Here is a 24,893-nt window from a genome sequence, read left to right as displayed (position 1 = left end):
GGCGAGGCCCCCCGCATGACGGACCCCACCCCCACCGCGTCGCAGCCGCTGCTGGCGGTGCGCGGCCTGTCCAAGGCCTTCCTGGGCGTCCAGGCGCTCGACGGCGTGGACTTCACCGTGCGCCATGGCGAGATCCACGCCCTCCTCGGCGAGAACGGCGCCGGCAAGTCGACGCTGATCAAGACGCTGACCGGCGTCTACCAGCGCGACGCCGGCACCGTGACGCTGGAGGGGCGGGCCATCGCCCCCCGCGGCGTCGAGGAGGCGCAGCGCCTGCACATCGGCACCGTCTATCAGGAGGTGAACCTGCTGCCCAACCTGTCGGTGGCGGAAAACCTGTTCCTCGGCCGGCAGCCCATGCGGTTCGGGCTGGTCGACCGCGGCGCCATGCGGCGGCGGGCGCGGGCGGTGCTGATCCCCTACGGCCTGTCCCTCGACGTGACGGCGCCGCTGGGCCGCTTCTCGGTGGCGACGCAACAGATCGTCGCCATCGCCCGCGCGGTGGACATGTCGGCCAAGGTGCTGATTCTCGACGAGCCGACGGCCAGCCTCGACGCGCAGGAGGTGGCGGTCCTGTTCAAGGTGATGCGGACCCTGCGGTCGCGCGGCATCGGCATCGTCTTCGTCACCCATTTCCTCGATCAGGTCTACGCGCTGTGCGACCGCATCACCGTGCTGCGCAACGGCCGCCTAGTGGGGGAGCGGCGCACCGCGGAGCTGCCGCGCCTCGACCTCGTCGCCATGATGCTGGGGCGGGAGCTGGAGGCGGCGGCCCACCGCATCGCCCCGACGATGGATGACGCGGAGGAGGACGCCCGGCCGCCGCTGGTCCGCTTCCGCGGCTACGGCAAGGCGCGCAGCGTCGAGCCCTTCGACCTCGACATCCGCCCCGGCGAGGTGGTGGGGCTCGCCGGGCTGCTCGGTTCCGGGCGGACGGAGACGGCGCGGCTGGTCTTCGGCATGGACCGCGCCGACCGGGGCGAGGCGGCGGTGGACGGCCGGACGGTGCGGCTGCGCGGGCCGCGCGACGCCATCCGGCTCGGCTTCGGCTTCTGCCCGGAGGACCGCAAGAAGGAGGGCATCGTCGGCGCGCTGTCGGTGCGCGAGAACATCATCCTGGCGCTCCAGGCCCGCCAGGGCTGGCTGCGGCCGATCCCGCGCCGCCGCCAGGAGGAGATCGCCGACCGCTTCATCCGGCTGCTCGACATCCGCACGCCGCACGCGGAGCAGCCGATCCAGCTGCTGTCCGGCGGCAACCAGCAGAAGGCGCTGCTCGCCCGCTGGCTGGCGACCGAGCCGCGTCTGCTGATCCTCGACGAGCCGACGCGCGGCATCGACGTCGGCGCCCACGCCGAGATCATCCGCCTGATCGAGCGGCTGTGCGCCGACGGCATGGCCCTGCTGGTCGTCTCGTCGGAGCTTGAGGAGATCGTCGCCTACAGCCGCCGCGTCGTCGTGCTGCGCGACCGCCGCCACGTGGCGGAGCTGAGGGGAGGGGAGGTCGCCGTGGACCGCATCGTCGCCGCCATCGCGTCGGAGCCCGATCCCGTCGAGGCGCGCCCATGACGCGGCCGCTTCCCGGCCCGTCGCGCAACCTGCCGCAATACGGCGCGCTGGCCGCCGTGCTGCTGGCCAACTGGCTGCTCTTCCCCGACTTCTTTTCCATCCGGCTGCAGGACGGCCGGCTGTTCGGCAGTCTGGTCGACGTGCTGAACCGCGGCGCCCCGGTGGCGCTGCTCGCCGTCGGCATGACCATGGTCATCGCCACCCGCGGCGTCGACCTGTCGGTGGGTGCGGTGATGGCGATCTCCGGCGCGGTCGCCGCCACCCTGACCCAGGCGGGCTGGGGGCTGGCCCCGGTGCTGGCGGCGTCGCTGGGCGCCGGTCTGCTGTGCGGCCTGTGGAACGGCCTGCTGGTGGCGGTCCTGCGCATCCAGCCGATCATCGCCACCCTGATCCTGATGGTCGCCGGGCGCGGCATCGCCCAGCTGGTCACCGAGGGGCAGATCGTCACCTTCACCAGCCCCGGCCTCGCCTTCATCGGCAGCGGGTCCTTCCTGACCGTGCCGATGCCGGTGGTCATCACCGCCGTCCTGCTGGGGGTGACCGCGCTGCTGGTCCGGACGACCGCGCTGGGGCTGATGATCGAGGCGGTCGGCGTCAACCGGCTGTCCAGCGCCGGGGCGGGCGTCAACACGCCGGTCGTGCTGATCGCCGTCTATGTCTGGTGCGGCCTGTGCGCCGCGGTCGCCGGTCTGGTGGTCGCCGCCGACATCCGCGGCGCCGACGCCAACAACGCCGGCCTGTGGCTGGAGCTGGACGCCATCCTGGCGGTGGTGGTCGGCGGCACCTCCCTGCTCGGCGGCCGGTTCGGGCTGCTGCTGTCGGTGGTCGGGGCGCTGACCATCCAGGCGATGAACACCGGCATCCTGCTGAGCGGCTTCAAGCCGGAGTTCAACCTGATCGTCAAGGCGGGCGTCCTGATGGTCGTCCTGCTGCTGCAATCCCCGACCCTGACGCTGTTCCTGCCGCGTCCGGCAAGCCCCCGGCCGGTCCGGGCGCCAGCCAAGCCCAAGAGCCCAAGCCCGAGCGCGGGAGCGTGACGCCATGATCCACCGCTTCCTTCCCCTGCTGGTGACCAGCGCCGTCCTGGTGGTCGGCTTCCTGCTCTGCGCCGCGCAGTTTCCCAACTTCGCCTCGCTGCGGGTCGTCGGCAACCTGCTGACCGACAACGCCTTTCTCGGCATCACGGCGGTCGGCATGACCTTCGTGATCCTGTCGGGCGGCATCGACCTGTCGGTGGGGGCGGTGATCGGCTTCACCACCGTGCTGCTGGCGGTGCTGATCGAGCAGGGCGGCTGGCACCCCTTCTCCGCCTTCGCGGTGGCGCTGGCGGTGGCCGGCGGCTTCGGCGCGGCGATGGGCGCCGTCATCCACGTCTTCCAGATGCCGCCCTTCATCGTCACGCTGGCCGGCATGTTCGTCGCCCGCGGCCTCGGCTTCGTGCTGAGCACCGATTCCATTCCGATCAACCACCCGCTCTACGCGGAGCTGGGCGATCTGGCGCTGCGCTTCGACGGCGGGGGAAAGCTGACCTTGCCGGCGCTGCTGATGCTGGGGGTGGTCGCCGCCGCGGTGGTGTGCGCCCATTGGACGCGTTTCGGCGCCAACCTTTACGCGCTCGGCGGCAACCGCCAGTCGGCGGAGCTGATGGGCGTGCCGGTGGGCCGCACCACGGTGGCGGTCTACGCCCTGTCGGGGCTGCTGGCCGGGCTGGCCGGGATCGTCTTCTCGCTCTACACCGGGGCCGGCTATTCGCTGGCGGCGACGGGGGTGGAGCTGGACACCATCACCGCGGTGGTGATCGGCGGCACCCAGTTGACCGGGGGTTACGGCTATGTGATCGGCACCTTCATCGGCGTGCTGATCCAGGGGCTGATCCAGACCTACATCACCTTCGACGGCAGCCTCAGCAGCTGGTGGACGAAGATCGCCATCGGCGTCCTGCTGTTCGTCTTCATCCTGCTGCAGAAGGGCCTGCTGGCGGTCTGGACCGGCCGCGGCGGCGCCCCGGCGGAGGCGTGATCCCGCCGGTGTGGTGGGCTATTTGGCGGGTGCGGTCGCCAGGGTGACCTTGTTCATGAAGTTCTCGGCTTGCCCCTTCACGACCAGCGGGAAGGCGTCGGCGACGGCGTCGATCAGCGGGTCGAGCCAGCTCTGCTCGGCCTTGGCGAAGTCGTGGAGGACGTAGCCGCTGACCCGGTCCTTGTCGCCGGGATGGCCGATGCCCAGGCGGATGCGCCAGTATTCCTTGCCGAGATGCGCGTCGATGGAACGCAGGCCGTTGTGCCCGCCATGCCCGCCGCCCTTCTTCACCCGGAGCTTGCCGGGCGGCAGGTCCAGCTCGTCATGGATGACGACGACGTCCTCGGGCTTCAGCTTGAAGAACTGGACGGCCGCGGTGACCGACTGGCCGGACAGGTTCATGAAGGTCAGCGGCTCCAGGGCGATCACCTTCTCGCCGCCGATCGTGCCCTCGGCGGTCTGGCCCTGGAAACGCTTGCGCCAGGGGCCGAAGCCGTGGCGGCGGGCAATCTCCTCCACCGCCATGAAGCCGATGTTGTGCCGGTTGCGCGCGTATTCCGCGCCAGGGTTGCCCAATCCCACCAGCAGCAGCATGGCGCACTCTCCTCATCTCGAAACAGCGTAAGCCGGAAACGAAACAGGGGGCCGAAGCCCCCTGTCGCAACCCCAAAGGCGGCTTCCGATCAGGAAGCGGCGGCCTCGGCGCCCTCGGCCTCTTCGGACTTCAGGCCCGACGGGGCGACGATCGTGGCGATCGTGAAGTCGCGGTCGGTGATGGTCGAGGCGACACCCTCCGGCAGCTTCACCGCGGAGATGTGGATCGAATCGCCGACGTCGTAGCCCTCGCAGGAGATCGTGATCTGCTCCGGGATGTTGCCGGCGGAGACGGTCACGTCCAGCTCGTGGCGGACGATGTTCAGCACGCCGCCGCGCTTCAGGCCCGGCGACTTCTCCTGGTCGACGAACTCGACCGGAACCTGCACGGTGGTGCGGGTGTCGGCGGAGACGCGCAGGAAGTCGACGTGCAGCGGGACGTCGGTGACCGGATGGAACTGCACATCGCGCGGCAGGACCCGGTGGGTGGCGCCATCGACGGTGACGTCGAACAGGTGCGTGAAGAAGCCCGCCTGGTTCAGGACGCGGGTGAACGCGAACTTCTCCAGCGAAATCATGATGGGGGCCTGCTTGCCACCGTAGATCACGGCCGGGATACGGCCATCACGACGGGTCTGGCGGGCGGTCCCCTTGCCGGCCCGGTCGCGCGCTTCGGCGCTGAGCGGAACGATCTGCGTCATCGGATAACTCCTTGAACGGAAAAAAGCGCCAGCCTCCAGGGGTGCTGACGCGTGGGCGCGGTGATTAAGCCATGCGGGGCGCGGCGTCAAGGACAGAGTCCGGAAACGCGCGGATGGCGCCCATGAAAAAAGCCCTTCCCCCGCGAAGGGGAAGGGCTTTTCGCGTGTGGTCCGGCGCCGTTACGAGAACAGGCTCGACACCGAACGTTCCTCGCTGATGCGGGTGATCGCGTCGGCGAGCAGCGGGGCGATGGTCAGCTGGCGGATGTTGCGGGACACGCGCACGGCCTCGGTCGCCTGGATGCTGTCGGTGGTGACCAGCTGCTCCAGCGGCGACACAGCCACGCGGGCCACCGCACCGCCGGACAGGACGCCGTGGGTGCAGTAGGCGTGGACCGACTTCGCGCCGGCGTCCATCAGGGCGACCGCGGCGTTGCACAGCGTGCCGCCCGAATCCACGATGTCGTCGAGCAGGATGCAGCGGCGGTTCTTGACGTCGCCGATGATGTTCATCACCTCCGACACGCCGGCGCGCTCACGCCGCTTGTCGATGATGGCGAGATCGGCGTCCAGCCGCTTGGCCAGCGAGCGGGCGCGCACCACGCCGCCGACGTCGGGCGACACCATCGTCACCTCGCCGATGTCCTCGAAGGTCGCGCGGATGTCCTTCTCGAACACCGGGGCGGCCATCAGGTTGTCGGTCGGGATGTCGAAGAAGCCCTGGATCTGGCCCGCATGCAGGTCCATGGTCAGCACGCGGTTGGCGCCGGCCTGGGTGATGAGGTTGGCGACCAGCTTGGCCGAGATCGGCGTGCGCGGGCCGGTCTTGCGATCCTGGCGCGCATAGCCGTAGTAGGGGAGGACCGCCGTGATGCGCCGGGCCGACCCGCGACGCAGGGCGTCGATGGTGACCAGCAGCTCCATCAGGTTGTCGTTGGCCGGGAACGACGTCGACTGGACCACGAACACGTCTTCGCCGCGCACGTTCTCCAGGATTTCGACGAACACCTCCATGTCCGAAAAACGGCGGATGCTCGCTTTGGTCAGCGGCACGCCGAGACAGGTGGAGATGGCCTCGGCCAGCGGACGGTTGCTGTTGCCGGCAAGCACCTTCATCGCAGTCGGCTCTCTCTGCAGGGAATAGGTTCCGGTGCGCCCGTCAGTCCCTTGCCGACGCCGCCCCTTGAAAACGCGGCGGACCATAACAAAGGGCCGGACCTATGTAAACGTTCCATGACGGGCGGTTCAAGACGCCGCAGCCAGCCGGCCCTGCGATTCCCGCATGGCGCAAGCGTGGCGGCAGGCGGTGGGCGAGGGCCTCCCGCGCATCACCGCACCGCGAACTTCGCAAGGTGCGATTTCATGGGCAGGTCGGCCTTCACGAAATGGTCGAAGAACCAGAATTGCAGAAGCTCGTCCGCCTTGGCCTTCACATAGGCGTACTCGAAGGCCGACTCCTCGGCGTCCACCTGCCCGATGATGTCGTCCAGGAGGGTGGCCAGCCGGCGGTGCTGCCCCCGGTGCTCCTCCAGATGCGGGTAGCGCATCGAGGCCTGGACCCGCTCCTCCCGCAGGAAATGGCGGACCGAGACGCGGCGCAGCTCGCTCAGCAGGGCCAGCGCCTGCCTGCGCCCCGCTTCCTCGCCCGGCAGGGCGACGAAGCGGCGGATCAGCTCGTGCTGCATCCGGTGGTCGGCGTCCAGCCCGCCGTTGTCGAGCACCATCCGCGCGCTGCGCCAATCGCCCCGCCCATCACTCCGATGCGTCTCGTCCCGGTGCGCGTCCATCGTCATGCCGGCGTCCCCCTCTCCGGAATGCCCTCACCCTTGAGAATCAATCTTACCCGAAATGGGTCGTATCGCAATCAGTCAGAGGTAAGAACAATTTTGAGGCGAAGGATTTTTCGGTCGCCTTCAGCCCTGAAGGACGATGGCCGACAGGCCGCGCCCATAATCCTTCTCGCCGCGCAGGCAGGAGCGGCGGTAGCTGAAGAAGCGGTCCTCCTCGACGACCGTGTCGTTGGGGCAGCGCTGGATGATCTCCACCCCGGTGTCGCCCAGGCGGCGGGTGATGTAGCCGGCCAGATCGAACAGGAAATGGTCGGTGCGGCGGGCCGGTGCGAAATAGTCGCGGTTGCGCGGGTCCTCATCGAGGAAGGAGGCGGGGAACTCCGGCCCGACCTCGTAGGAGCGCTGGGCGATGCAGGGGCCGATGGCGGCGACGATGCGGTTGCGCTTGGCGCCCAGCTCCACCATGCGCTCGATGGTCGCCTCCAGCACGCCGCCCTTGGCGCCCTTCCAGCCGGCGTGGGCGGCGCCGATGACGCGGGCCTTCTCGTCGGCGAACAGCACCGGCGCGCAGTCGGCGGTCAGGATGCCCAGCGCGATGCCCGGACGGTCGGTCGCCATGGCGTCGGCGTGGGGCGCCTGATCGGGCGTCCAGGGCTCGGTGACGGCGACGCAGGTCGGGCTGTGCACCTGATAGCAGGTGACGAGCCGCTCCGGCGGAACGTCCATGCGGGCCGCGGCGCGCGCGCGGTTCTCCGCCACGGCGGCGGGCGCGTCCCCGGACCCGAAGCCGACGTTCAGCGAGGCGTACAGCCCCGTCGACACGCCGCCGGTGCGGGTGAAGAAGGCGTGTCGGATGTGGGTGATGTCGTTCAGCGCGCCAAGCGTAATCACGAACCCGTCCCTTTGCTGTCGCGGTCTCTTGTTCGGATGCCAGTGTCTAGGATGCCGGTTCCGGGCTTTCGAAGCCCGCCGGAGGCCCCAGGCCGGGGGAGGCGAGGGCCACCACCTTGAAGAGGGTGCCCATTTGGTCGGGCGCGATCAAGCGGGCCAGTGCGGAGTCGATGTCCGCGGCCTGCTTGGCCGTCGCGCCGCGCTTCAGCGCGGCGGCGCGCGGCTGGATTCCCAATCGGGCGAGCCAGTCGCCCTGGTCCACCGGCCCGAAGCTCTCCGCCCCGCTCTCGCGCGCGGCGGCGGCGATGGCGGCGAAGTCCACATGGGCGGTCAGGTCGGCCTCGCCCGGCGCGTCCAGCACCGGGGCGTAGGCGTGGCGGCGCAGCGCCTGGAGCGTGTCGCCGACCGCCGGCCCGCCGCGGTAGCCGTAGTCGATCACCAGGGCCGCGCCGGGGTGGGCGGCCAGACGCTCCCCGATCAGGCGGGCCACCGCCTGGGAGGCCGGGGAGACCTCGACCACGCTGCCCTCCGGCGCGTCGCGCAGGGCCGGCGGGATCAGCCGGGCGCCGGCGCTGCCGAAGGCCTCCAGGACGAAGCGGAAGCGGGGCGTGTCGGCCGGCGTATTGGCGGGCGCGGCGGGGTCGAGGTCGACCAGCCGCTCGAACCAGCCGTGGTTGGTCTTCTGGACCTGACGGATGGGCAGGGCGTCGAAGAACTCGTTGGCGAGGATCAAGGTCGGGCCCGCGGGCACGTCCTCCAGCCGGTCGTGCCACGTGACCGGAACGCCGGCCAGCGTTTCCTGCTGGCGGGCGCGCAGCGTCGGGCTGGTCTCCACGAGATGGACCCGGGCGGCGTCGCGGAAGGCGGGGACGAGCGCGGCGGCGCGCAGGGCGTCCTGCATCAGCGTGCCGCGGCCCGGCCCCAGCTCCACCAGATGGAAGGGGGCGGGGCCGCCCAGCCGCGCCCAGGTGTCGACGCACCACAGCCCGGCCAGCTCGCCGAACATCTGGCTGATTTCCGGAGCGGTGGTGAAGTCGCCGGACACGCCGAAGGGGTCCTGGCGCATGTAGTAGCCGAAGCGCGGATGCCCCAACGCCTCCGCCATGAAGGCGGCGACCGACAGCGGCCCGTCCATCAGGATGCGGCGGGCGAGGTGGTGGGCGAGGCTGTCCGGGGCGTCACTCATGGCGGAACCTTGCGAACTCAGACGGCGGCGGGGCGGCGGCGGGCCTGGGCGACCAGCCAGACACCGAACAGAACCATCGGCACGGACAGAAGTTGTCCCATCGTCGCCCCGGCGTAGAGGAAGCCGAGCTGCGCGTCCGGCTCGCGGAAGAACTCCGCGATGATTCGCGACAGGCCGTAGCCGATGAAGAAGATGCCCGCCGTCATGCCGGCCCGCCCGCGCACGGCGGGCATCCGCACCAGAATGGCCAGGAGGACGAACAGGACCGCCCCCTCCAGAAAGGCTTCATAGAGCTGACTGGGGTGCCGCGGCACCTGGAGCGGGTCGCGCGGGAACACCACCGCCCAGGACACGTCGGGCGCCGGGCGGCCGTACAGCTCGCCGTTGATGAAGTTGGCGATGCGGCCGAAGAACAGGCCGATGGGGGCCGCCGCCGCGATCAGGTCGCCGAAGGCCAGCGGCGACAGGCCGCGCTTCCAGCAGAACAGCAGGATCGCGCCCAACACGCCGATCAGGCCGCCGTGGAAGGACATGCCGCCGTGCCAGACCATCAGCGCGTCGAGCGGATTCTGGAGGTAGAAGGGCAGGTTGTAGAACAGCACGTAGCCGATCCGCCCGCCCAGGATGACGCCGACCACGGCCCAGGTCAGGAAGTCGTCGTAATCCTCCGCCGAGGGGCGGCCCGGCGTGCTGCGGGCCAGCGCCAGGCAGTAGCGCCAGCCGAGCACGAAGCCCGCCAGATAGGCCAGCGCGTACCAGCGGATGACGATCGGCCCGAGTTCGAACGCCACGGGGTCGATGGCGGGGAAGGCGATGGCGAGCATGCGCGGCGGGTGCCTTATGTTGTTTCGGCGTTTCCCCGGTCGGGGAGAGGCGGAACCGTCAGCGGTAGGGGTCGGGCTGCGACAGGAAATCCTGGACGTAGCGGCGCACGCCCTCCTCCAGCTCGGTGAAGGGCTGGTCGAATCCGGCGGCGCGCAGGCGTTCGGTGCGCGCCTCGGTGAAATACTGGTACTTGCCCTGAAGCTCGGCCGGCATGTCGAAATACTCGACCCGCGGCTCCAGCCCCAGCGCGGCGAAGGTGGCGAGCGCCAGATCCTTGAAGCTGCGCGCCTTGCCGGTGCCGACGTTGAACAGCCCGCTGACCTGCGGGTTGTCGTACAGCCACAGCATCACCGCCACGCAGTCGTCCACGAAGATGAAGTCGCGGAGCTGCCCGCCGTCCTCGAACTCCGGGCGGTGCGACTTGAACAGCCGCGCCGGCTCCCCGGCCGTGAGCCTGGGGTGCAGCTTGGCGACGACGCTCATCATGTCGTCCTTGTGCCGCTCGTTGGGGCCGTAGACGTTGAAGAACTTCAGGCCCGCCCACTGCGGCGGGACGATGTCGCCCTCGCTCACCACGCGGGCGACGCGGCGGTCGATCAGATGCTTGGACCAGCCATAGGCGTTGAGCGGGCGCAGGGCCGCCAGCGCTTCCGGCGAGCCATCGTCGTCGAAGCCGGCGGAGCCGTCGCCGTAGGTCGCGGCGGAGGAGGCGTAGATCAGCCGGGCGCCCCGCCACGAGGACCAGCGCCAGAGGTCCAGCGTCAGCGCCACGTTGTTGGCGACGATCCGGTCCACGTCGCGCTCCGTCGTCGCCGAGATGGCGCCGAGGTGGAAGATCACGTCGATCTCCGCGGCGTGCTGGTCGAGGAAGGCCAGCGCGTTTTCCGGCGCGACGAGGGTGGCGAGTTCCCGCTTGGCGAGATTCTGCCACTTCTCCCCGTCGCCGAAGCGGTCGATCACCGCGACGTTGGTGATCCCGCGCGCGGCCAGGGCCGCCACGAGGTTCGAGCCGATGAAACCGGCCCCACCGGTGACCACGATCATGCGCTTTTCCTTGCCGCCGGACCGAAAGAAAGGACGAGCGTCCTTATAGGGTCCGGGGGGCGGGGCCGCAAGGTGGGGTGGGGCGTATCAGGGCTTCGAACTCAGGTTAACAACGCCAATCGAGACGACGCTCATTCCTTCTCCCCCCTGCGGAGACGGTTAGGATGAGGGGGCGGCCGAAGGCCGGATCAGCCCTGCAAAGCGGCGGCGTTTCCCCCTCACCGGCCCTCCGGGCCACCCTCTCCCCGGAGGGGAGAGGGTTATTCGATGCAGGGTGAGCCGAACATGAAGCTGAGTTCGGAGCCCTGGGGGCGTATGGCGCACCCTGCGGTTCCGGAAGGGCACGCGGTCGCTCATGCACCCTTCCGCCGCTCCTCCTCCTCGTCGAGCAGGGCCTTGCGCGACAGCTTGCCGATCATCGTCTTGGGCAGCTCGCCGCGGAACTCGACCGCCTTGGGCATCTCGATGGGCGAGAGCTTGTCCTTGAGGAAGTCGATCAGCTCCTCCCGCGTCAGGGTCTTGCCGTCGTCGACGCGGATGTAGGCCTTCACCGTCTGGCCGCGGTACTCGTCGGGCAGGCCGGCGACCACGCATTCGGCGACGGCGGGGTGCAGGTAGATCGCCTCCTCGACGTTGCGCGGGTAGACGTTGAAGCCGCTGCACAGGATCATGTCCTTGATGCGGTCGACGATGTGGGTGTAGCCGTCCTCGTCCATGTAGCCGACGTCGCCGGTGTGCAGGCGCCCGTCCACCAGGGTCAGCGCCGTTTCGGACGGCTTGTTCCAGTAGCCCTTCATCACCTGCGGGCCGCGGATGCACACCTCGCCCTTCTCGCCGACGGGCAGGACGCGGCGCGGCTCCTCCAGGCTGACGATCTCGATCATCGTGCCGGGCAGGGGCAGCCCGATGGAGCCGGCCTTGTTCAGCCCGGACACCGGATTCGCCGTGGCGACGGGCGAGGACTCGGACAGGCCGTAGCCCTCCACCAGCACGCAGCCGGTGTTCCGCTCGAACGCCTCCTTCACCTCCACCGGCAGGGGGGCGCCGCCCGACAGGCAGTAGCGGATCGAGGAGAGGTCGTACTTCTCCAGATGCTTGTGGTGGTTGATCGCCGTGTAGATGGTCGGCACCGCCGGGAACAGCGTCGGCTTCCTGGCGTGGATGGTCTCCATCACCTGATCCAGCTCGAAGCGCGGCAGCATCACGATCTCCGCCCCGATGCGGATGCTGAAGTTCATCACCACCGTCATGGCGAAGACGTGGAAGAAGGGCAGCACGCCCAGCATCCGCTCCTCCCCCTGCCGCGCGCCGACGAACCACAGGCTGCACTGCTCGGTGTTGGCGTAGAGGTTGGCGTGGGTCAGCATGGCGCCCTTGGGCACGCCGGTGGTGCCGCCGGTGTATTGCAGCACCGCCACATCCTCCACCGGGTCGATGGCGACCGGTTTCGGGGCGCCGTCGTTGGCGACCAGCTGGCGGAAGGACAGGTGGCGGTCGTCCGCGGGGATGCGCGCGACCTCCGCCCGCTTCGCGATGGGGAACAGCCAGTTCTTGGGGAAGGGCAGGATGTCGGCCATCGGGCAGATCACCAGCCGCTTCAGCCCCGATTCGGCGAGCATCCGCGCCATCTTGCCGTAGAGGACCTTGAGGTCGAGCGTGACCATCAGCTCGACGCCGCTGTCGGTGATCTGGTGATGCAGCTCCCGCTCGGCGTAGAGGGGGTTGAAGTTCACCACCGTCCCGCCGGCCTTCAGGATCGCGAAGTAGCAGATCACGTAATAGGGCGTGTTGGGCAGGAACAGCCCGACGCGCACGCCCTTGCCGACGCCGATCGCCTGGAAGCCTCGGGCGGCGCGCTCCACCATCCGCGCCACCTCCGCGTAGGTCGTGCGTTTGCCCATGAAGTCCAGGAAGGGGCGTTCCGCGAAACGGGCCGCTGCGTCCTCCAGCAGCGCGGTCAGCGGTTTCACCGGAATCGGCGCGTTCCAGTCCACGTCGGGCGGATAACCCAGGGTCCAGCTCTGGTCCGGCAGTTTGCGGGCCGCATCCCCCATCATCGTTTTCCCTCCCATGTTCGTTCTTATTCGGTTTTTGATCGGCCCCGGTGCCCGTTCGGGCTTGTTGGGGGGCCTTTGGCGCATTGTAGCCCTTTTTGTAACCCGTCATCCGGAGAAATGGTCCCTGTGACGGTCCCGCCGCCAGAGGCAAAGGGCGGGTGTGAAGAAAAAATTACGCTGGAACCCCTATTTTCTGTGTGGCTAAAATCATGCCTGGCGGACGATCCGGCTCGGCCGGGCGGCGCCGAACCCGTTCACCGCGCCTGGCGCCTCGACCGAAAGGTTCGGACTCGTGTCTACAGCCGATTCACATTCCAGCGGCGTCCTGGACGCTCCCTTCTCGGGCGAGGGCGTCCAGGTTCGCGTCCTGGTGAAATGGTTCGATCCGGTCAAGGGCTTCGGCTTCGCGGCGCCGCAGGACGGGACGACCGACGCCTTCCTGCACATCTCCGTTCTCAACCGGGCCGGGCTGCACGAGGTCGGCGAGGGGGCGGAGCTTCTGTGCCGGGTGGTTCCGGGGGCCAAGGGGCCGCAGGTGGCCGACATCCTGGAGGTGCTGAGCACCGGCACGCCCGCCGAGAGCCGCGCCCCGCGCCGCGACCCGACGTCCGGCCCCGAGGAGGAACTGACGGGCACCGTGAAGTGGTTCAAGCCGGAGCAGGGCTTCGGGTTCGTCACGGCGGACGACGGGGCCAAGGACGTCTTCGTCCACAAGAGCATCCTGCGCCGCTGCAATCTGACCGGGCTGGAATCCGGGCAGCGCGTGCTGCTGCGGGCGCGCGCCGCGCCGAAGGGGCGGGAGGCGTGCTGGATCGTGCCGCTGTGACGCGGCTGCCGACGTTGGAAAGACGGCGGGGCGTGCGGACTTGTTGTATTTTCTTTAATTACTGTTGATTACCATCGTCGATGCCTTTGTCCCTTGCAGGCTGACGGTGATGCCGCTGTCCGGACCGTTTCACTTCCAAACCTCCGCCGGAATCGATGGTCGCGGCGCGGAAAGCGACGGGCCGCGCGCGGACGGCAGCTATCTGGACCGCGAGTTCGGGGCCTATGTGGTGCCGGTCGTGCTGGGCCATCACCGGATTTCCGGCCGCGACGACGACATGCTGGTGACCACGCTCGGCTCCTGCGTCGCCGCCTGCATCAACGATCCGGTGGCCCGGGTCGGTGGCATGAACCATTTCCTGCTGCCGGGCTCCCCGTCCGGCGGCGAGGGGTATGGGGTGGCGACCCGCTACGGCAGCGTGGCGATGGAGTGGCTGATCAACGACCTGCTGGAGCGCGGCGCCCGGCGCGAGCGGATGGAGGTCAAGCTGTTCGGGGCGGCCCGCGTCATCGACACCAGCCTGGACGTCGGCGCCGCCAACGCCGCCTTCGCGGTGGACTATGTGCGGCGGGAGGGGTTGGCGCTGGCCGTTCAGGATCTGGGCGGCGACAAGGGACGGCGCGTCCATTTCTTCCCGGCCACCGGCCGGGCCTTCCGCCGCCTGCTGCGCCCCGAGGCGGAGCGCGAGACGGTGCATCAGGAGATGGACTATCTCCAGGCGCTGCGGCGCACCCCCATGGAGGGGGAGATGGAGCTGTTCGACCGGCGCTGACGGGGGTCACTCCCGCAGGATTTCCGCGGCCTCCACGGTCATCCATTCCGCCTGGTCGTTGTCCTCGCCATCGGTGAAGAGGGCAACGGTCACCGGCTCCTCCCCCGGCTTGCGGGCGGGAAAGTGATAGCCGCAGGCCGAGCCGCCGGGCCCGCCGCCGGTGTGCCCCCAGTAGGGTCCGGCCTGCCCGTCGCGCTCCACCATCAGGCCGAGGCCGTAGCCCGGCTCGACCCAGGGGCGCCCGCGCATCGTCCCCGGCACCGGGAGGGAGTCGTGCATCCGCGCCGCCAGGGCGCCGGGCAGCATGCCGCCCGCGAACAGCGCGTGGAGAAGGCCGGCGATGTCCTGCGCCGTCGCCGCCACCACGCCATGGGCCACCCAGCCGGGATGGTAGAGGGCGGCCACGTCGGCGGGCGGACCGTCCTTCCCGCCGAGATAGGGGCTGGGGCCGGTCCACAGGCCGGACAGGTCGCCGCGCTCCGTCGGCACCGACCAGCCGGTCAGGCCGAGCGGCCCGAACAGCTCGCGGTCGAGCGCCTGGGCGAAGGGCAGGCCGGAGGCCCGCTCCAGCACCCGCTTCGCCAGCAGATAGCCGATGTTGGAATAGGAAAACTCCCGCCCCGGCGGGGCGAACAGGTCGGCGGCGCGGCAGCGCTCCAGGAAGCCGTCCTCGCTCCACGGCTCCTCGCCCGCCCGCACGGCGGCGTGATAGGCGGGGCTGCCGCCGTAATTGCGCAGGCCCGCGCGGTGGCCGAGCAGCTGGGTCAGTGTGATCCGGTCGGCCGCCGCGAAGTCCGGCAGCCAGCGGTCCAGCGGGGCGTCGGGGTCGATCAGGCCGCGCCCGCACAGGCGCAGCAGGGCGGCGGCGGTCAGGGTCTTGGTGATGCTGTAGACGAGGAAGCGGGTCGTGACCGGCGGCTGCGCCGCGCCGCCGCGGGCGAGGCCGGCGGTCCAGGAGCGTGGACCCGAACGGACCGCCACCACCGCGGCGCTGGCCGCGGCGGGACCGTCGCCCTCGTCGAGGCAGGCGCCGAGGCGTTCGGTCAACAGGTCGATGTGCCGGGTCGGAAGGGCGGCGTCAGTGTCCACGGAACCATCCCTCAAAAAACGAAGGCCCCCGGGGTGGGGGCCTTCGCGTCGTCGGGTACCGGTCAGTCGCGCTTCACCGTGTCGGCGTCGAGCGCCGCCTGGGCGGCGGCCAGACGGGCGATCGGCACGCGGTAGGGCGAGCAGGACACGTAATCCAGCCCGACCTTCTCGCAGAAGGAGATGGAGGCCGGGTCGCCGCCATGCTCGCCGCAGATGCCGAGCTTGATGTTCGGACGGACCTTGCGGCCGCGCTCCGTGGCGATGGCGATCAGCTCGCCCACGCCGTCCTGGTCCAGCGTCTGGAACGGGTCGTGCTCCAGGATGCCCTGGCGCTGGTACTCCGGCAGGAAGGCGCCGGCGTCGTCGCGCGACAGGCCGAAGGTCGTCTGGGTCAGGTCGTTCGTGCCGTAGGAGAAGAACTCCGCCGTCTCGGCGATCTCACCGGCCTTCAGCGCGGCGCGCGGCAGCTCGATCATGGTGCCGACCATGTACTCGAACGTGACGCCGGTCGCGTCCATGACCTCCTTGGCGACGCGGTCGACGACCGCCTTGAGGATGTCCAGCTCCTTCTTGGTGCCGATGAGCGGGATCATGACCTCCGGCATCACCGTCTCGCCCGTGGTCTGGGAGACCTCGGCGACCGCGCTGAAGATGGCGCGGGCCTGCATCTCGTAGATCTCGGGGTAGGTGATGCCGAGGCGGCAGCCGCGATGGCCGAGCATCGGGTTGGCCTCGTGGAGCTGCACCACGCGGTGGTTCACCTTGAGCTGGTCGGTGCCGGTGGCCTTGGCGACCTCCGCCATCTCCGCCTCGGTGTTGGGCAGGAACTCGTGCAGCGGCGGGTCGAGCAGGCGGATGGTCACCGGCAGGCCCGACATGATCGTGAACAGCTCGACGAAGTCCTTCTTCTGGAAGGGCTCCAGCTTGGCCAGCGCGGCGCGGCGGCCGGCCTCGCTCTCCGCCAGGATCATCTCGCGCACCGCCAGGATGCGGTCAGGGTCGAAGAACATGTGCTCGGTGCGCGACAGGCCGATGCCCTCCGCGCCGAACTTCCGCGCGGTGCGGGCGTCCAGCGGGGTTTCCGCGTTGGTGCGGATCTTCATGCGGCGCAGCGAATCGGCCCAGCCCATCAGCGTGGCGAAGTCGCCCGACAGTTCCGGCTGGATCGTCGGCACCTGGCCCAGCATCACCTCGCCGGTCGAGCCGTCGATGGTGACGATGTCGCCTTCCTTGATGGTGACGCCGCGGACCGACATGATCTTGGACTTGTAGTCCACGCGCAGGTCACCGGCGCCCGACACGCAGGCGCGGCCCATGCCGCGGGCCACCACGGCGGCGTGGCTGGTCATGCCGCCGCGGGTGGTCAGGATGCCGCGGGCGGCGTGCATGCCGTGGATGTCCTCCGGGGAGGTCTCCACGCGGCAGAGGATGACCGCCTCGCCCTGGCCGGCCAGCGTCTCCGCCTCGTCGGCGGTGAAGACGACCTTGCCCGAGGCCGCACCCGGCGACGCCGGCAGGCCCTTGGCGATGACCTTGCGCTCCGCCTTCGGGTCCAGCGTCGGGTGGAGGAGCTGGTCGAGCGAGGCGGGGTCGATGCGGCGCACGGCCTCGGCCTTGTCGATCAGCCCTTCCTCGGCGAGGTCGACGGCGATCTTCAGCGCCGCCGGTGCGGTGCGCTTGCCGTTGCGGGTCTGCAGCATGAACAGCTTGTTCTGCTGGACCGTGAACTCGATGTCCTGCATGTCGCGGTAGTGCTTCTCCAGCGTGAGGCGGACCTCGTTCAGCTGGTTGAAGACCTCCGGCATGACCTCTTCCATGGCGGGGAGGTCGGACTTGTTCGCCTCCTTGCCGGCGATGGTCAGGTGCTGCGGCGTGCGGATGCCGGCCACCACGTCCTCGCCCTGGGCGTTGACGAGGTATTCGCCGTAGAAGGCGTTCTCGCCGGTGGACGGGTTGCGGGTGAAGGCCACGCCGGTCGCGCAGTCGTTGCCCATGTTGCCGAACACCATGCACTGCACGTTCACGGCGGTGCCCCAGTCGGCGGGGATGTCGTGCAGCTTGCGGTAGGTGATGGCGCGGGCGTTCATCCAGGAGCCGAACACGGCGCCGACGGCGCCCCACAGCTGCTCCTGAACGTCCTGCGGGAAGGGCTTGCCGAGTTCGTGCTCGACGGCCTTCTTGTAGTCCTCGATGACGGCCTGCCAGTCGGCGGCGCTGAGGTCGGTGTCGAGGTTGTGGTTCTTGTCGCGCTTGTGGTTGTCCAGGATCTCCTCGAAATGGTGGTGGTCAACGTCCAGCACCACGTTCGAGTACATCTGGATGAAGCGGCGGTAGCTGTCGTAGGCGAATCGGGCGTCGCCCGAGCGCTTGGCGAGGCCGGCGGCGGTCGCGTCGTTCAGCCCGAGATTCAGCACCGTGTCCATCATGCCCGGCATGGAGGCGCGGGCGCCGGAGCGCACCGAGACCAGCAGCGGGTTGGCCGGATCGCCGAAGGTGGCGCCCATGGCCTGCTCCAGCCGCTTCACCGCGCCTTCCACCTGGGCCTTCAGCTCCGGCGGATAGTTGCGGCCGTTGGCATAGAAATAGGTGCAGACCTCGGTTGTGATGGTGAAACCCGGAGGAACCGGGAGGCCCAGATTGGCCATCTCGGCCAGGTTGGCTCCCTTGCCGCCGAGCAGGTTCTTCATGTCCGCCCGGCCTTCGGTGGCATCGGCACCGAAGCTGTACACCCACTTGTTCTCGCCCTGGCTCGCCATCGTGAAATCCTCGTTCACCTCTATGGTCGTCCGGCCGTCGGCTGTGCGGGGAACCGGTGAAGATCAGCCCGGCGAACGGGTGTCCTTCTGGTATGACCGCGCAACCGCATCCGATGGAGCCCCTTCTAGCCCCCCGCGGAAGGAGAACACAAGACGATCCGTTGCATAGCGTGAGCGCGACGGTGCTGATCCCATTTATGCCACGGCGCGCAGAAGGGGCAGGCCGGACGGAAAACTACCCCTTATCCCTTGCGCAAAAAGGGAAATCCGCCGCGGGCCTCACGGACCGCGGGCCAGATCGAGCACGGCGTCGGTGGCCGGCTGCGGCGGGCGCTCGCGGTCGGCGCCGCGGCGGCTGCGGAAGGTCCGGAAGGCGATGGCCATCCAGGTGCCGTGGAAGGCGAGGCCGCAGAGCAGGACGATCTGCCCCGGCACCGGCCCGATGGTCGCCCGCGCGAACAGCTCGTCCAGGCTCGACAGCGGGACCGGGTGGATCATCAGCTTTCCCAGATAGGCCACCACCTGGATCAGGAAAATCCAGCCGTAGTTCCGCCGCAGCCGGCGGCCCACCGCCTCCAGGTAGGTGATGTGCAGGTTGGGGTTCTGGTAGTCCTGGAACAGCGTCTCGTTCCAGCCCCGGGCGAACTGGTCGCCCTGGCCGCGCAGGATCGGGCCGAGGAAATACAGCTCCAGCACATGGGCGCGGATTCGCCAGAAGTCGAAGAAGCGGTAGCGCCGCGCCTCGATGTAGAGGAACACGGCGACCAGCAGCCCCACCAGCACCAGCGGCAGGGGAGAGGCGGTGGCGCTGCTGAAGGTCAGCGACAGGGCGATGCCGGTGGTCACCACCGCCCAGTTGGTGGTGGCGTCCAGCCGGGTGCGCCAGACGGTGCTGCGGTAGATCTCGGCCCTGTAGAGATGCGACAGGGCCGTGACCTCGGCCGAGGTGTAGTGGGTCTTGGGTGCTTTGGCGGCGATGTCGTCCATGCTCGGCGTCCTCCCCTGGCTTTTTTTGCGCAGGGGCCGGGGACGCCGGCGCGTCAGTGGGCGCCGCCGTCGGCCTCCAGCCCCAGCCGGTCGAACAGCCGCCGGTCGGCCTCATGCTCCGGGTTGCCGGTGGTCAGCAGCTTGTCACCATAGAAGATGGAGTTCGCGCCGGCGTAGAAACAGAGCGCCTGCCCCTCGTCGCTGAGCGAGCGCCGCCCCGCCGACAGGCGGACGTAGGAGCGCGGCATCAGGATGCGGGCGACCGCGATGGTGCGGATGAACTCGAAGGCGTCCAGCGCCTCCACGCCGCCCAGCGGAGTGCCGGCGACCGACACCAGCTTGTTGATCGGCACGCTCTCCGGCTGCGGCGACAGGTTCGCCAGCGTTTCCAGCAGGCCGGCGCGGTCCACGCGGCTCTCCCCCAGCCCGACGATGCCGCCGGAGCAGACCTTCAGCCCGGCGTCGCGGACGTTGGCCAGCGTGTCCAGCCGGTCGCGGTAGCTGTGGGTGGAGACGATCTGCTCGTAGAACTCCTCCGACGTGTCGAGGTTGTGGTTGTAGTAGTCGAGCCCCGCGTCCTTCAGCGCGTCGGCCTGCGGGCGGGTCAGCATGCCCAGCGTCATGCAGGCCTCCAGCCCCAGGTCCTTCACGTCGCGGACGATGTTCGCCAGCTTCTCGACGTCGCGGTCCTTCAGCTCGCGCCACGCCGCGCCCATGCAGAAGCGCCCGGCGCCCGCCTGTTTGGCCTTCTCGGCGGCGGCGCGCACCTGGGCGCGGTCCAGCAGCTTCTCCGCCTCGACGCCGGTGTCGTACTTCACGCTCTGCGCGCAGTACTTGCAGTCCTCCTGACAGCCGCCGGTCTTGATGTTCAGCAGGGTGGAGAGCTGGACCTTGTTCGGGTCGTGGTGCTGGCGGTGCGTCTCGTGGGCGCGGTGCAGCAGCTCCATGAAGGGCAGCTCGAACAGGGCCAGGATGTCCTCGCGGGTCCAGCGCCGGGCGGTGGCGGGGGCGGCGGCGGAGTCCGCGGTCGGCATGGCGGTGTCGGGCATGGTCGGTCCTCGGGTGGAAAGCAGATCAGAGAAGGGTGTCCGCGGCGTCGCGGATCGCGGCGTAGGCACGGTCCAGCTGCCCGTCCGTCACGCAGTAGGGCGGCAGGAGGTATATCACGGGGCCGAGCGGGCGCAGCAGCAATCCCCGCTCCAGGAAGAAGCGCTTCAGCGTCTGCCCGACGGCGGCGGTGTAGCCCTGCGCGTCGGTCACCTCGATGGCGGCGATGGTGCCCATGACGCGCCCGCGCGACAGCTTCGGGTGGCTGGACAGCGCGGCGATGGCGGCGCGGTGCCGTCCTTCGATGCGGGCGAGGTTCGCGGCGGTCTCCGCCGAGGTGGTCAGGTCGAGTGAGGCCAGGGCCGCGGCGCAGCCCAGCGGGTTGGCGGTGAAGCTGTGGCCGTGGGCGAAGGCCCGGTCGAAGCCGGCGCCGAGGAACGCCTCGTAGACCGCTGCGCCGCAGGCGGTGACCGACAGCGGCAGGAAGCCGCCGGTCAGCCCCTTGGACAGGCAGATCAGGTCCGGGGCGACCCCGGCCTTATGGCTGGCGAACAGGGCGCCGGTGCGCCCGAAGCCGGTCATCACCTCGTCGAAGATCACCAGCCCGCCGGCCGTCCGCACCCGCGCGGCCATGGCCCGCAGGAATTCCGGGCGGCAGAAGCGCATGCCCGACGCGCCCTGGACCAGCGGTTCGATGATGACGGCGACCATCTCCGCCCCGTTGGCGGCCAGCCAGCGGTCGAGCCAGTCCAGCGCCGCGGCCTCCTTTGCCTCGACCTCCGGATCGGCGTCCCAGGTGGCGGGATAGGGCATGCGGTCCACGGCGAAGAGAAGCTCGTGGAACGGCTCGTAGAAGCCGGAGCCGACCCCCGCCGCCATGGCGCCGAAGGTGTCACCGTGGTAGCTGCCCTCGAAGGCGAGGAAGCGGCGGCGCTGGCCCTCGCCCTTGTTGCGCCAGTACTGCCAGGCCAGCTTCAGCGCCACCTCCACCGCGGTCGAGCCGTTGTCGGAGAAGAAGACGCGGTCGAGGTCCCCCGGCAGCACCTCGGCCAGCCGGGCGGCGAGGCGGGCGGCGGGGCTGTGGGTGAAGTCGGCGAAGATCACCTGCTCCAGCCGGTGGGCCTGCTCCGCGATGGCCCCGGCGATGGCCGGGTGGGCGTGGCCGTGCAGGTTCACCCACCAGGAGGAGATGAGGTCCAGGATCTCCCGCCCGTCCTCGGTGAACAGGCTGACTCCCTGGCCGTGGGTGACGGCCAGCGGCTCCGGCGCGGTCTGCGCCTGGGTGAAGGGATGCCAGACGTGGCGCCGGTCGAGCGCGATGGTGCCGGGGGCGGTGTCGGTCATGGAAACACGCTGTCGAAGGAAGGAAGGAGGGCCGCCGCCTCGGCGACGGTTTCGGCGTCGAGGCGGTCGAGCGTGGGAATCTCGGCCAGCACGCGGACCTTGCCGAACCGCTCGATGGCGGCGCGGTTGCCGGGGTTGGGCGGGCCGTTCAGCACCACCCCGGCCACCGCCAGCCCGCGCGCCCGCAGCGCCTCCAGGCTGAGCAGCGTGTGGTTGATGGTGCCGAGCGTGCTGCGCGCCACCAGCACCACCGGCAGGCCGAAGCGGGCGATCAGGTCGATGATGAAGACGCCCTCCGTCACCGGGACCAGAAGCCCGCCCGCCCCCTCCACCACCAGCGGGCGGTCGCTGTCGGGCAGGGCCAGGGCGTCGGGGTCGATGGCGACGCCCTCCAGTTCCGCCGCGGCGTGGGGGGACAGCGGCTCGGCCAGCGCGTGGGCCGGCGGGTGCACGCGCTCCGCGGGCAGGGCGGCGAGGGCGGCCACGGTCGGCGTGTCGCCGGCCTCGTCCTTCAGGCCGGTTTGCAGCGGCTTCCAGTAGGCGGCGTCCCAGGCCCGCACGAGGCAAGCGGAGACCAGCGTCTTGCCGACGCCCGTGTCGGTGCCGGTGACGAACACCCCGTTCGGGCGGGTCCCGTCCTTGCGGAACAGGCCGTAGGCGATGTGATGGGTCATGGTCAGTCCTTCCGGCCGTTCCAGCCGGCGCAGCACGCGGCGCAGGGCGCCCGGCGGCAGGGGGCGGCGGCCCTCCGCCGGCAGATGGGCGCCGATGCCCTTCAGTTCGGCGAGGAACTCCAGCCCGTCGGCGTGGCGGCGGAGCAGCCGTTCCTCCTCCACCGATCCGGCGCCTCCGGCGGGCCACAGCCCGTCGAGGTCGCGGCGGGTGGGGTAGGCGGGAATCCCGGCCTCCAGCCCCAACTCATGGTGAGCCTCCCGCCACTCCCGGAAACTGTCGGCGGCGAGCGTGGCGACGGCGATGCGTCCGCCCGGCGCCAGCAGCCCGGCCCAGCGCGCCAGGGCGGCGGCGGGGTCGCGGAACCATTGCAGGGCGAGGCTGGAGACGATCAGGTCGAAGGGCAGGTCGAAGGGGCCGTCGAGGTCCGGCTGCTCGCCGTCCAGAAGACGGAAATCCGCGTCCGGCGGGTCGCCCAAGGCGGCGCGGCAGCGCGCCAGCATGTCCGGCGACAGGTCGGTGAGCAGCCAGTCCGCCGGTCCGATCCGCTCGCGCAGGGCGCGGCTGAGGAAGCCGGTGCCGCAGCCGATCTCCAGCACGCGGGGGCGGGGCGGCAGGGGCAGGCGGGCGACGCGCTCCGCCAGACGCTCCGCCGCGATGCGCTGCACGGCGGCGTGTTCCTCGTAGCGGGGGGCGGCCTTGCCGAAGGCGGCGGCGATGGCGGCCTTGCGCGGGTCGGCGGTCATGCCGTCAGCCCGGCGGCGAAGGCGGCGATCCGCTCGGCGCACCAGCCCGGCGCGGTCAGCGGCAACAGGTGCCCGCCCTCGGGGTGCCATTCCACCGAGATCCTATCGCTTCCAATTTTCCCTCTTCCCTCTGGGGTGAGGGGGGTGCGCAGTTCCAGTGCGTTCGGCAAATGCGCAACCCCCTCACCCGGCGCCTGCGGCGCCACCCTCTCCCCAGAGGGGAGAGGGACAAGGTGGCGACGAAACGCCTGTCCGGTCATGGCCGGCGGCACGATGGGGTCCTGCGCCCCCGCCAGGGCCAGCGCCGGCCCGGTCATTGCAGCGCGGGCGTCCCAGTCGCGCAAGGCCCGCAGGGCTTCGCCCAACCGCTCAGGGTCCGGTCCGCCGGGCGGCGGAGCCTCGACGCCGCAGCGGCGCAGGAAGTCGGCGGTGACCGCCTCCGGCGCGGCGGCGAAGCGCGCGATCATGCGGTCCAGCACGCGGCGCGGCGTGGCGGGGGCGAAGCCGTCGCCCTCGGTGAAGCGGGGGAAGCCGTTGACCAGCACCAGCCCGTCCCAGGCGAAGGGCCGCTCGTGCAGCAGCCACAGCGCGCCGAAGGAATGGCCGACCGCGACGACGGGCCGCCCGGCGGGAAGGCGGGGAAGCGCCGGCGGACCGTAGAAGCCCAAATCCACCGCCACGCTCCCGCCACCCGGCAGGGCGTTCCGCACGCCGTCCCAGACGCCGGTGCCGAAACCCCAGCCATGGACGAAGACGAACAGCGGCGCGGTCATCGCGGGCTGGGTCATGCCGGCGCCCAAGCGTCGGCGACCGCGCCCGTCAGCGCTTCCAGATCGGCGTCCGTGTGGGCGGCGGACAGGGCGAAGCGCAGGCGGCTGGTGCCCGGCGGCACGGTCGGCGGGCGGATGGCGATGCCCAGGATGCCGCGCTCCTCCAGCCGCCGGCTGAGGGCCAGCGCGTCCTCCTCCGCTCCGGTGATGGCGGGAACGATCTGCGTGCTCGACCCGGCCGTGGCGATGCCCAGCCCGTGGAAGGCGGCGCGCAGCCGCTCCGCCATCCCTTGGAGCCGGGCGCGCTCGGCGTCCAGCGTCGGCACAAGGTCGAGCGCGGCGTCCATCGCCCCCAGCACGGCGGGCGGCAGGGCGGTGGCGTAGATCAGCCCGCCGCAGCGGTTCACCAGATAATCGCAGAGCGCCTGCGACCCCGCCACATAGGCGCCGAAGCCGCCCAGCGCCTTGCTGAAGGTGCCCATGGCGAGGTCCACGCGCCCTTCGCCCAGCGCCGCCAGCCCCATGCCGCGCGGGCCGAGCACGCCGGTCGCGTGCGCCTCGTCGAGGAACAGGAAGGCGCCGTGCCGCTCCGCCAGCGCGGCCAGCGCCGGCACGTCGGCGCGGTCGCCGTCCATGCTGAAGACGCTCTCCGTCACGACGAAGCGCACCCCCGGCTCCCCCGCGCGCTGGGCCAGCAGGCTGTCCAGATGGTCGAGGTCGTTGTGGCGGAAGCGGATCTGCCGCACCCCGGCGGCGGCGCAGCCATGGTGCAGGCTGGCGTGGTTCAGCCGGTCGGTGAAGACCAGCGCCTCCGCGCCCAGAAGCTCGCGGTCGAACAGGGCGGGCAGGACGGCGGCGTTGGCCTGCCAGCCGGAATTGAACAGAAGCGCCGCCTCCGTGCCCTTCAGCCGGGCGAGCTTGGCCTCGACCTCCGCGTGAAGCTCCAGCGTGCCGCAGACGAGGCGCGACGCCGTGGACCCGGCGCCCCAGCGCCGCGCCCAGTCGCCGGCGCGCTCCACCAGCCGGGGGTGGGAGGCGAGGCCGAGATAGTCGTTGCTGGAGAAGTTCAGCAGCGTACGCCCGCCGCGCCGGATGCGCCCCGCCCCCTCCGGGCGCACGGGCAGCAGGGTGCGGCGCGTGTGGCGCCGGTCGAGGCGGTCGAGATGCTGGCGGAACAGCGGGTCGAGCAGGGACATGGTGCGGGCGTGATA

22 protein-coding genes are annotated in these 24,893 nt (G+C 70.4%); 5 read left to right on the top strand and 17 right to left on the bottom strand.

The genetic code is table 11. From position 1 onward, the window contains the following. Positions 1-15 precede the first annotated feature (15 nt). Genes ytfR through yjfF form a run of 3 tightly spaced genes read left to right on the top strand, consistent with a single transcriptional unit; the run spans position 16 to position 3,585 of the window. Positions 16-1,566, top strand: a complete 1,551-nt coding sequence (ytfR, locus tag TSH58p_RS21485) for a galactofuranose ABC transporter, ATP-binding protein YtfR (RefSeq protein ID WP_109469406.1) — start codon at positions 16-18, stop codon at positions 1,564-1,566. After that, positions 1,563-2,603: an ABC transporter permease gene (locus tag TSH58p_RS21480; RefSeq protein WP_109469405.1), complete on the top strand. Its 1,041-nt coding sequence runs from the start codon at positions 1,563-1,565 to the stop codon at positions 2,601-2,603. The genes ytfR and TSH58p_RS21480 overlap by 4 nt, the downstream gene beginning before the upstream one ends. Positions 2,604-2,607: 4 nt before the next feature. Next, a complete protein-coding gene (gene yjfF / locus TSH58p_RS21475; protein ID WP_109469404.1) occupies positions 2,608-3,585 on the top strand; it encodes a galactofuranose ABC transporter, permease protein YjfF in 978 nt (325 codons plus the stop codon). 18 nt (positions 3,586-3,603) lie between these two features. Here the strand turns inward: yjfF and pth are convergent, their stop codons facing one another. From pth to TSH58p_RS21430, 9 genes are all read right to left on the bottom strand, one after another. Continuing rightward, positions 3,604-4,179 carry an aminoacyl-tRNA hydrolase gene (pth, locus tag TSH58p_RS21470; protein ID WP_109469403.1) on the bottom strand — a complete coding sequence of 192 codons (576 nt, stop codon included), beginning with the start codon at positions 4,177-4,179 and terminating at the stop codon, positions 3,604-3,606. 89 nt (positions 4,180-4,268) lie between these two features. Beyond that, positions 4,269-4,880 carry a 50S ribosomal protein L25/general stress protein Ctc gene (locus tag TSH58p_RS21465; RefSeq protein ID WP_109469402.1) on the bottom strand — a complete coding sequence of 204 codons (612 nt, stop codon included), beginning with the start codon at positions 4,878-4,880 and terminating at the stop codon, positions 4,269-4,271. A gap of 180 nt (positions 4,881-5,060) precedes the next feature. After that, entirely contained in the window at positions 5,061-5,996 is a 936-nt protein-coding gene (locus TSH58p_RS21460; RefSeq protein ID WP_014199935.1) for a ribose-phosphate pyrophosphokinase, read from the bottom strand. A 212-nt stretch (positions 5,997-6,208) separates the two neighbouring features. Then, positions 6,209-6,673, bottom strand: a complete 465-nt coding sequence (locus TSH58p_RS21455; protein ID WP_109469401.1) for a bacteriohemerythrin — start codon at positions 6,671-6,673, stop codon at positions 6,209-6,211. 120 nt (positions 6,674-6,793) lie between these two features. Next, entirely contained in the window at positions 6,794-7,561 is a 768-nt protein-coding gene (gene pgeF / locus TSH58p_RS21450) for a peptidoglycan editing factor PgeF (protein WP_109469400.1), read from the bottom strand. A 46-nt stretch (positions 7,562-7,607) separates the two neighbouring features. Beyond that, positions 7,608-8,747 (bottom strand): class I SAM-dependent methyltransferase, encoded by a 1,140-nt coding sequence (locus TSH58p_RS21445; protein WP_109469399.1) that lies wholly within the window; start codon positions 8,745-8,747, stop codon positions 7,608-7,610. A gap of 17 nt (positions 8,748-8,764) precedes the next feature. Further along, complete coding sequence (lgt, locus tag TSH58p_RS21440) at positions 8,765-9,571, bottom strand: prolipoprotein diacylglyceryl transferase (RefSeq protein WP_109469398.1); 807 nt, start codon at positions 9,569-9,571, stop codon at positions 8,765-8,767. 58 nt (positions 9,572-9,629) lie between these two features. Then, positions 9,630-10,616, bottom strand: a complete 987-nt coding sequence (rfaD, locus tag TSH58p_RS21435) for an ADP-glyceromanno-heptose 6-epimerase (RefSeq protein ID WP_109469397.1) — start codon at positions 10,614-10,616, stop codon at positions 9,630-9,632. Between the two features lie 353 nt (positions 10,617-10,969). After that, positions 10,970-12,670, bottom strand: coding sequence for a long-chain fatty acid--CoA ligase (locus TSH58p_RS21430; RefSeq protein WP_247873868.1), 1,701 nt, complete (start codon positions 12,668-12,670; stop codon positions 10,970-10,972). Between the two features lie 295 nt (positions 12,671-12,965). On the opposite strand from TSH58p_RS21430, the gene TSH58p_RS34590 reads away from it, so the two are divergent. Together TSH58p_RS34590 and TSH58p_RS21420 are read left to right on the top strand one after the other, a co-directional pair. Then, positions 12,966-13,499 (top strand): cold-shock protein, encoded by a 534-nt coding sequence (locus TSH58p_RS34590; RefSeq protein WP_282183608.1) that lies wholly within the window; start codon positions 12,966-12,968, stop codon positions 13,497-13,499. Positions 13,500-13,608: 109 nt separating this feature from the next. Further along, positions 13,609-14,271: a chemotaxis protein gene (locus tag TSH58p_RS21420; protein ID WP_109068488.1), complete on the top strand. Its 663-nt coding sequence runs from the start codon at positions 13,609-13,611 to the stop codon at positions 14,269-14,271. A gap of 6 nt (positions 14,272-14,277) precedes the next feature. Here the strand turns inward: TSH58p_RS21420 and TSH58p_RS21415 are convergent, their stop codons facing one another. From TSH58p_RS21415 to bioF, 8 genes are all read right to left on the bottom strand, one after another. Continuing rightward, positions 14,278-15,360 carry a serine hydrolase gene (locus tag TSH58p_RS21415; protein ID WP_109068487.1) on the bottom strand — a complete coding sequence of 361 codons (1,083 nt, stop codon included), beginning with the start codon at positions 15,358-15,360 and terminating at the stop codon, positions 14,278-14,280. Between the two features lie 62 nt (positions 15,361-15,422). Next, positions 15,423-18,116, bottom strand: coding sequence for a pyruvate, phosphate dikinase (gene ppdK / locus TSH58p_RS21410; protein ID WP_109068491.1), 2,694 nt, complete (start codon positions 18,114-18,116; stop codon positions 15,423-15,425). Positions 18,117-18,395: 279 nt separating this feature from the next. Beyond that, on the bottom strand, positions 18,396-19,103 hold the full coding sequence (locus TSH58p_RS21405; protein ID WP_109068486.1) for a DUF2270 domain-containing protein: 708 nt from the start codon (positions 19,101-19,103) through the stop codon (positions 18,396-18,398). A 53-nt stretch (positions 19,104-19,156) separates the two neighbouring features. Beyond that, positions 19,157-20,152, bottom strand: coding sequence for a biotin synthase BioB (gene bioB, locus TSH58p_RS21400; protein WP_109068485.1), 996 nt, complete (start codon positions 20,150-20,152; stop codon positions 19,157-19,159). Between the two features lie 25 nt (positions 20,153-20,177). Further along, a complete protein-coding gene (gene bioA, locus TSH58p_RS21395; protein ID WP_109068484.1) occupies positions 20,178-21,494 on the bottom strand; it encodes an adenosylmethionine--8-amino-7-oxononanoate transaminase in 1,317 nt (438 codons plus the stop codon). Continuing rightward, entirely contained in the window at positions 21,491-22,912 is a 1,422-nt protein-coding gene (gene bioD / locus TSH58p_RS21390; protein ID WP_109469396.1) for a dethiobiotin synthase, read from the bottom strand. Before bioD ends, bioA begins: the two co-directional genes overlap by 4 nt. Further along, entirely contained in the window at positions 22,909-23,700 is a 792-nt protein-coding gene (locus TSH58p_RS21385) for an alpha/beta fold hydrolase (RefSeq protein ID WP_109072717.1), read from the bottom strand. Before TSH58p_RS21385 ends, bioD begins: the two co-directional genes overlap by 4 nt. After that, positions 23,697-24,878 carry an 8-amino-7-oxononanoate synthase gene (gene bioF / locus TSH58p_RS21380; protein WP_109072688.1) on the bottom strand — a complete coding sequence of 394 codons (1,182 nt, stop codon included), beginning with the start codon at positions 24,876-24,878 and terminating at the stop codon, positions 23,697-23,699. Before bioF ends, TSH58p_RS21385 begins: the two co-directional genes overlap by 4 nt. Positions 24,879-24,893 lie beyond the last annotated feature (15 nt).

It is taken from the genome of Azospirillum sp. TSH58, from assembly GCF_003119115.1.
Classification (GTDB): domain Bacteria; phylum Pseudomonadota; class Alphaproteobacteria; order Azospirillales; family Azospirillaceae; genus Azospirillum.
Note: the sequence above shows the minus strand (reverse complement) of the source record. Positions and strands in the feature narration are given on the sequence as shown.

Bases quoted from the DNA above. Each gene is read 5' to 3' on its own strand.
- TSH58p_RS21480 (WP_109469405.1), top strand. From the start codon at position 1,563: ATGACGCGGCCGCTTCCCGGCCCGTCGCGCAACCTGCCGCAATACGGC.
- rfaD (WP_109469397.1), bottom strand. From the start codon at position 10,616: ATGATCGTGGTCACCGGTGGGGCCGGTTTCATCGGCTCGAACCTCGTG.
- TSH58p_RS21455 (WP_109469401.1), bottom strand. From the start codon at position 6,673: ATGACGATGGACGCGCACCGGGACGAGACGCATCGGAGTGATGGGCGG.
- TSH58p_RS21445 (WP_109469399.1), bottom strand. From the start codon at position 8,747: ATGAGTGACGCCCCGGACAGCCTCGCCCACCACCTCGCCCGCCGCATC.
- bioB (WP_109068485.1), bottom strand. From the start codon at position 20,152: ATGCCCGACACCGCCATGCCGACCGCGGACTCCGCCGCCGCCCCCGCC.
- TSH58p_RS21420 (WP_109068488.1), top strand. From the start codon at position 13,609: ATGCCGCTGTCCGGACCGTTTCACTTCCAAACCTCCGCCGGAATCGAT.
- TSH58p_RS21460 (WP_014199935.1), bottom strand. From the start codon at position 5,996: ATGAAGGTGCTTGCCGGCAACAGCAACCGTCCGCTGGCCGAGGCCATC.
- yjfF (WP_109469404.1), top strand. From the start codon at position 2,608: ATGATCCACCGCTTCCTTCCCCTGCTGGTGACCAGCGCCGTCCTGGTG.
- bioF (WP_109072688.1), bottom strand. From the start codon at position 24,878: ATGTCCCTGCTCGACCCGCTGTTCCGCCAGCATCTCGACCGCCTCGAC.
- TSH58p_RS21465 (WP_109469402.1), bottom strand. From the start codon at position 4,880: ATGACGCAGATCGTTCCGCTCAGCGCCGAAGCGCGCGACCGGGCCGGC.
- TSH58p_RS21405 (WP_109068486.1), bottom strand. From the start codon at position 19,103: ATGGACGACATCGCCGCCAAAGCACCCAAGACCCACTACACCTCGGCC.
- ytfR (WP_109469406.1), top strand. From the start codon at position 16: ATGACGGACCCCACCCCCACCGCGTCGCAGCCGCTGCTGGCGGTGCGC.
- TSH58p_RS21385 (WP_109072717.1), bottom strand. From the start codon at position 23,700: ATGACCCAGCCCGCGATGACCGCGCCGCTGTTCGTCTTCGTCCATGGC.
- lgt (WP_109469398.1), bottom strand. From the start codon at position 9,571: ATGCTCGCCATCGCCTTCCCCGCCATCGACCCCGTGGCGTTCGAACTC.
- ppdK (WP_109068491.1), bottom strand. From the start codon at position 18,116: ATGGCGAGCCAGGGCGAGAACAAGTGGGTGTACAGCTTCGGTGCCGAT.
- pth (WP_109469403.1), bottom strand. From the start codon at position 4,179: ATGCTGCTGCTGGTGGGATTGGGCAACCCTGGCGCGGAATACGCGCGC.
- TSH58p_RS21430 (WP_247873868.1), bottom strand. From the start codon at position 12,670: ATGGGGGATGCGGCCCGCAAACTGCCGGACCAGAGCTGGACCCTGGGT.
- bioA (WP_109068484.1), bottom strand. From the start codon at position 21,494: ATGACCGACACCGCCCCCGGCACCATCGCGCTCGACCGGCGCCACGTC.
- bioD (WP_109469396.1), bottom strand. From the start codon at position 22,912: ATGACCGCCGACCCGCGCAAGGCCGCCATCGCCGCCGCCTTCGGCAAG.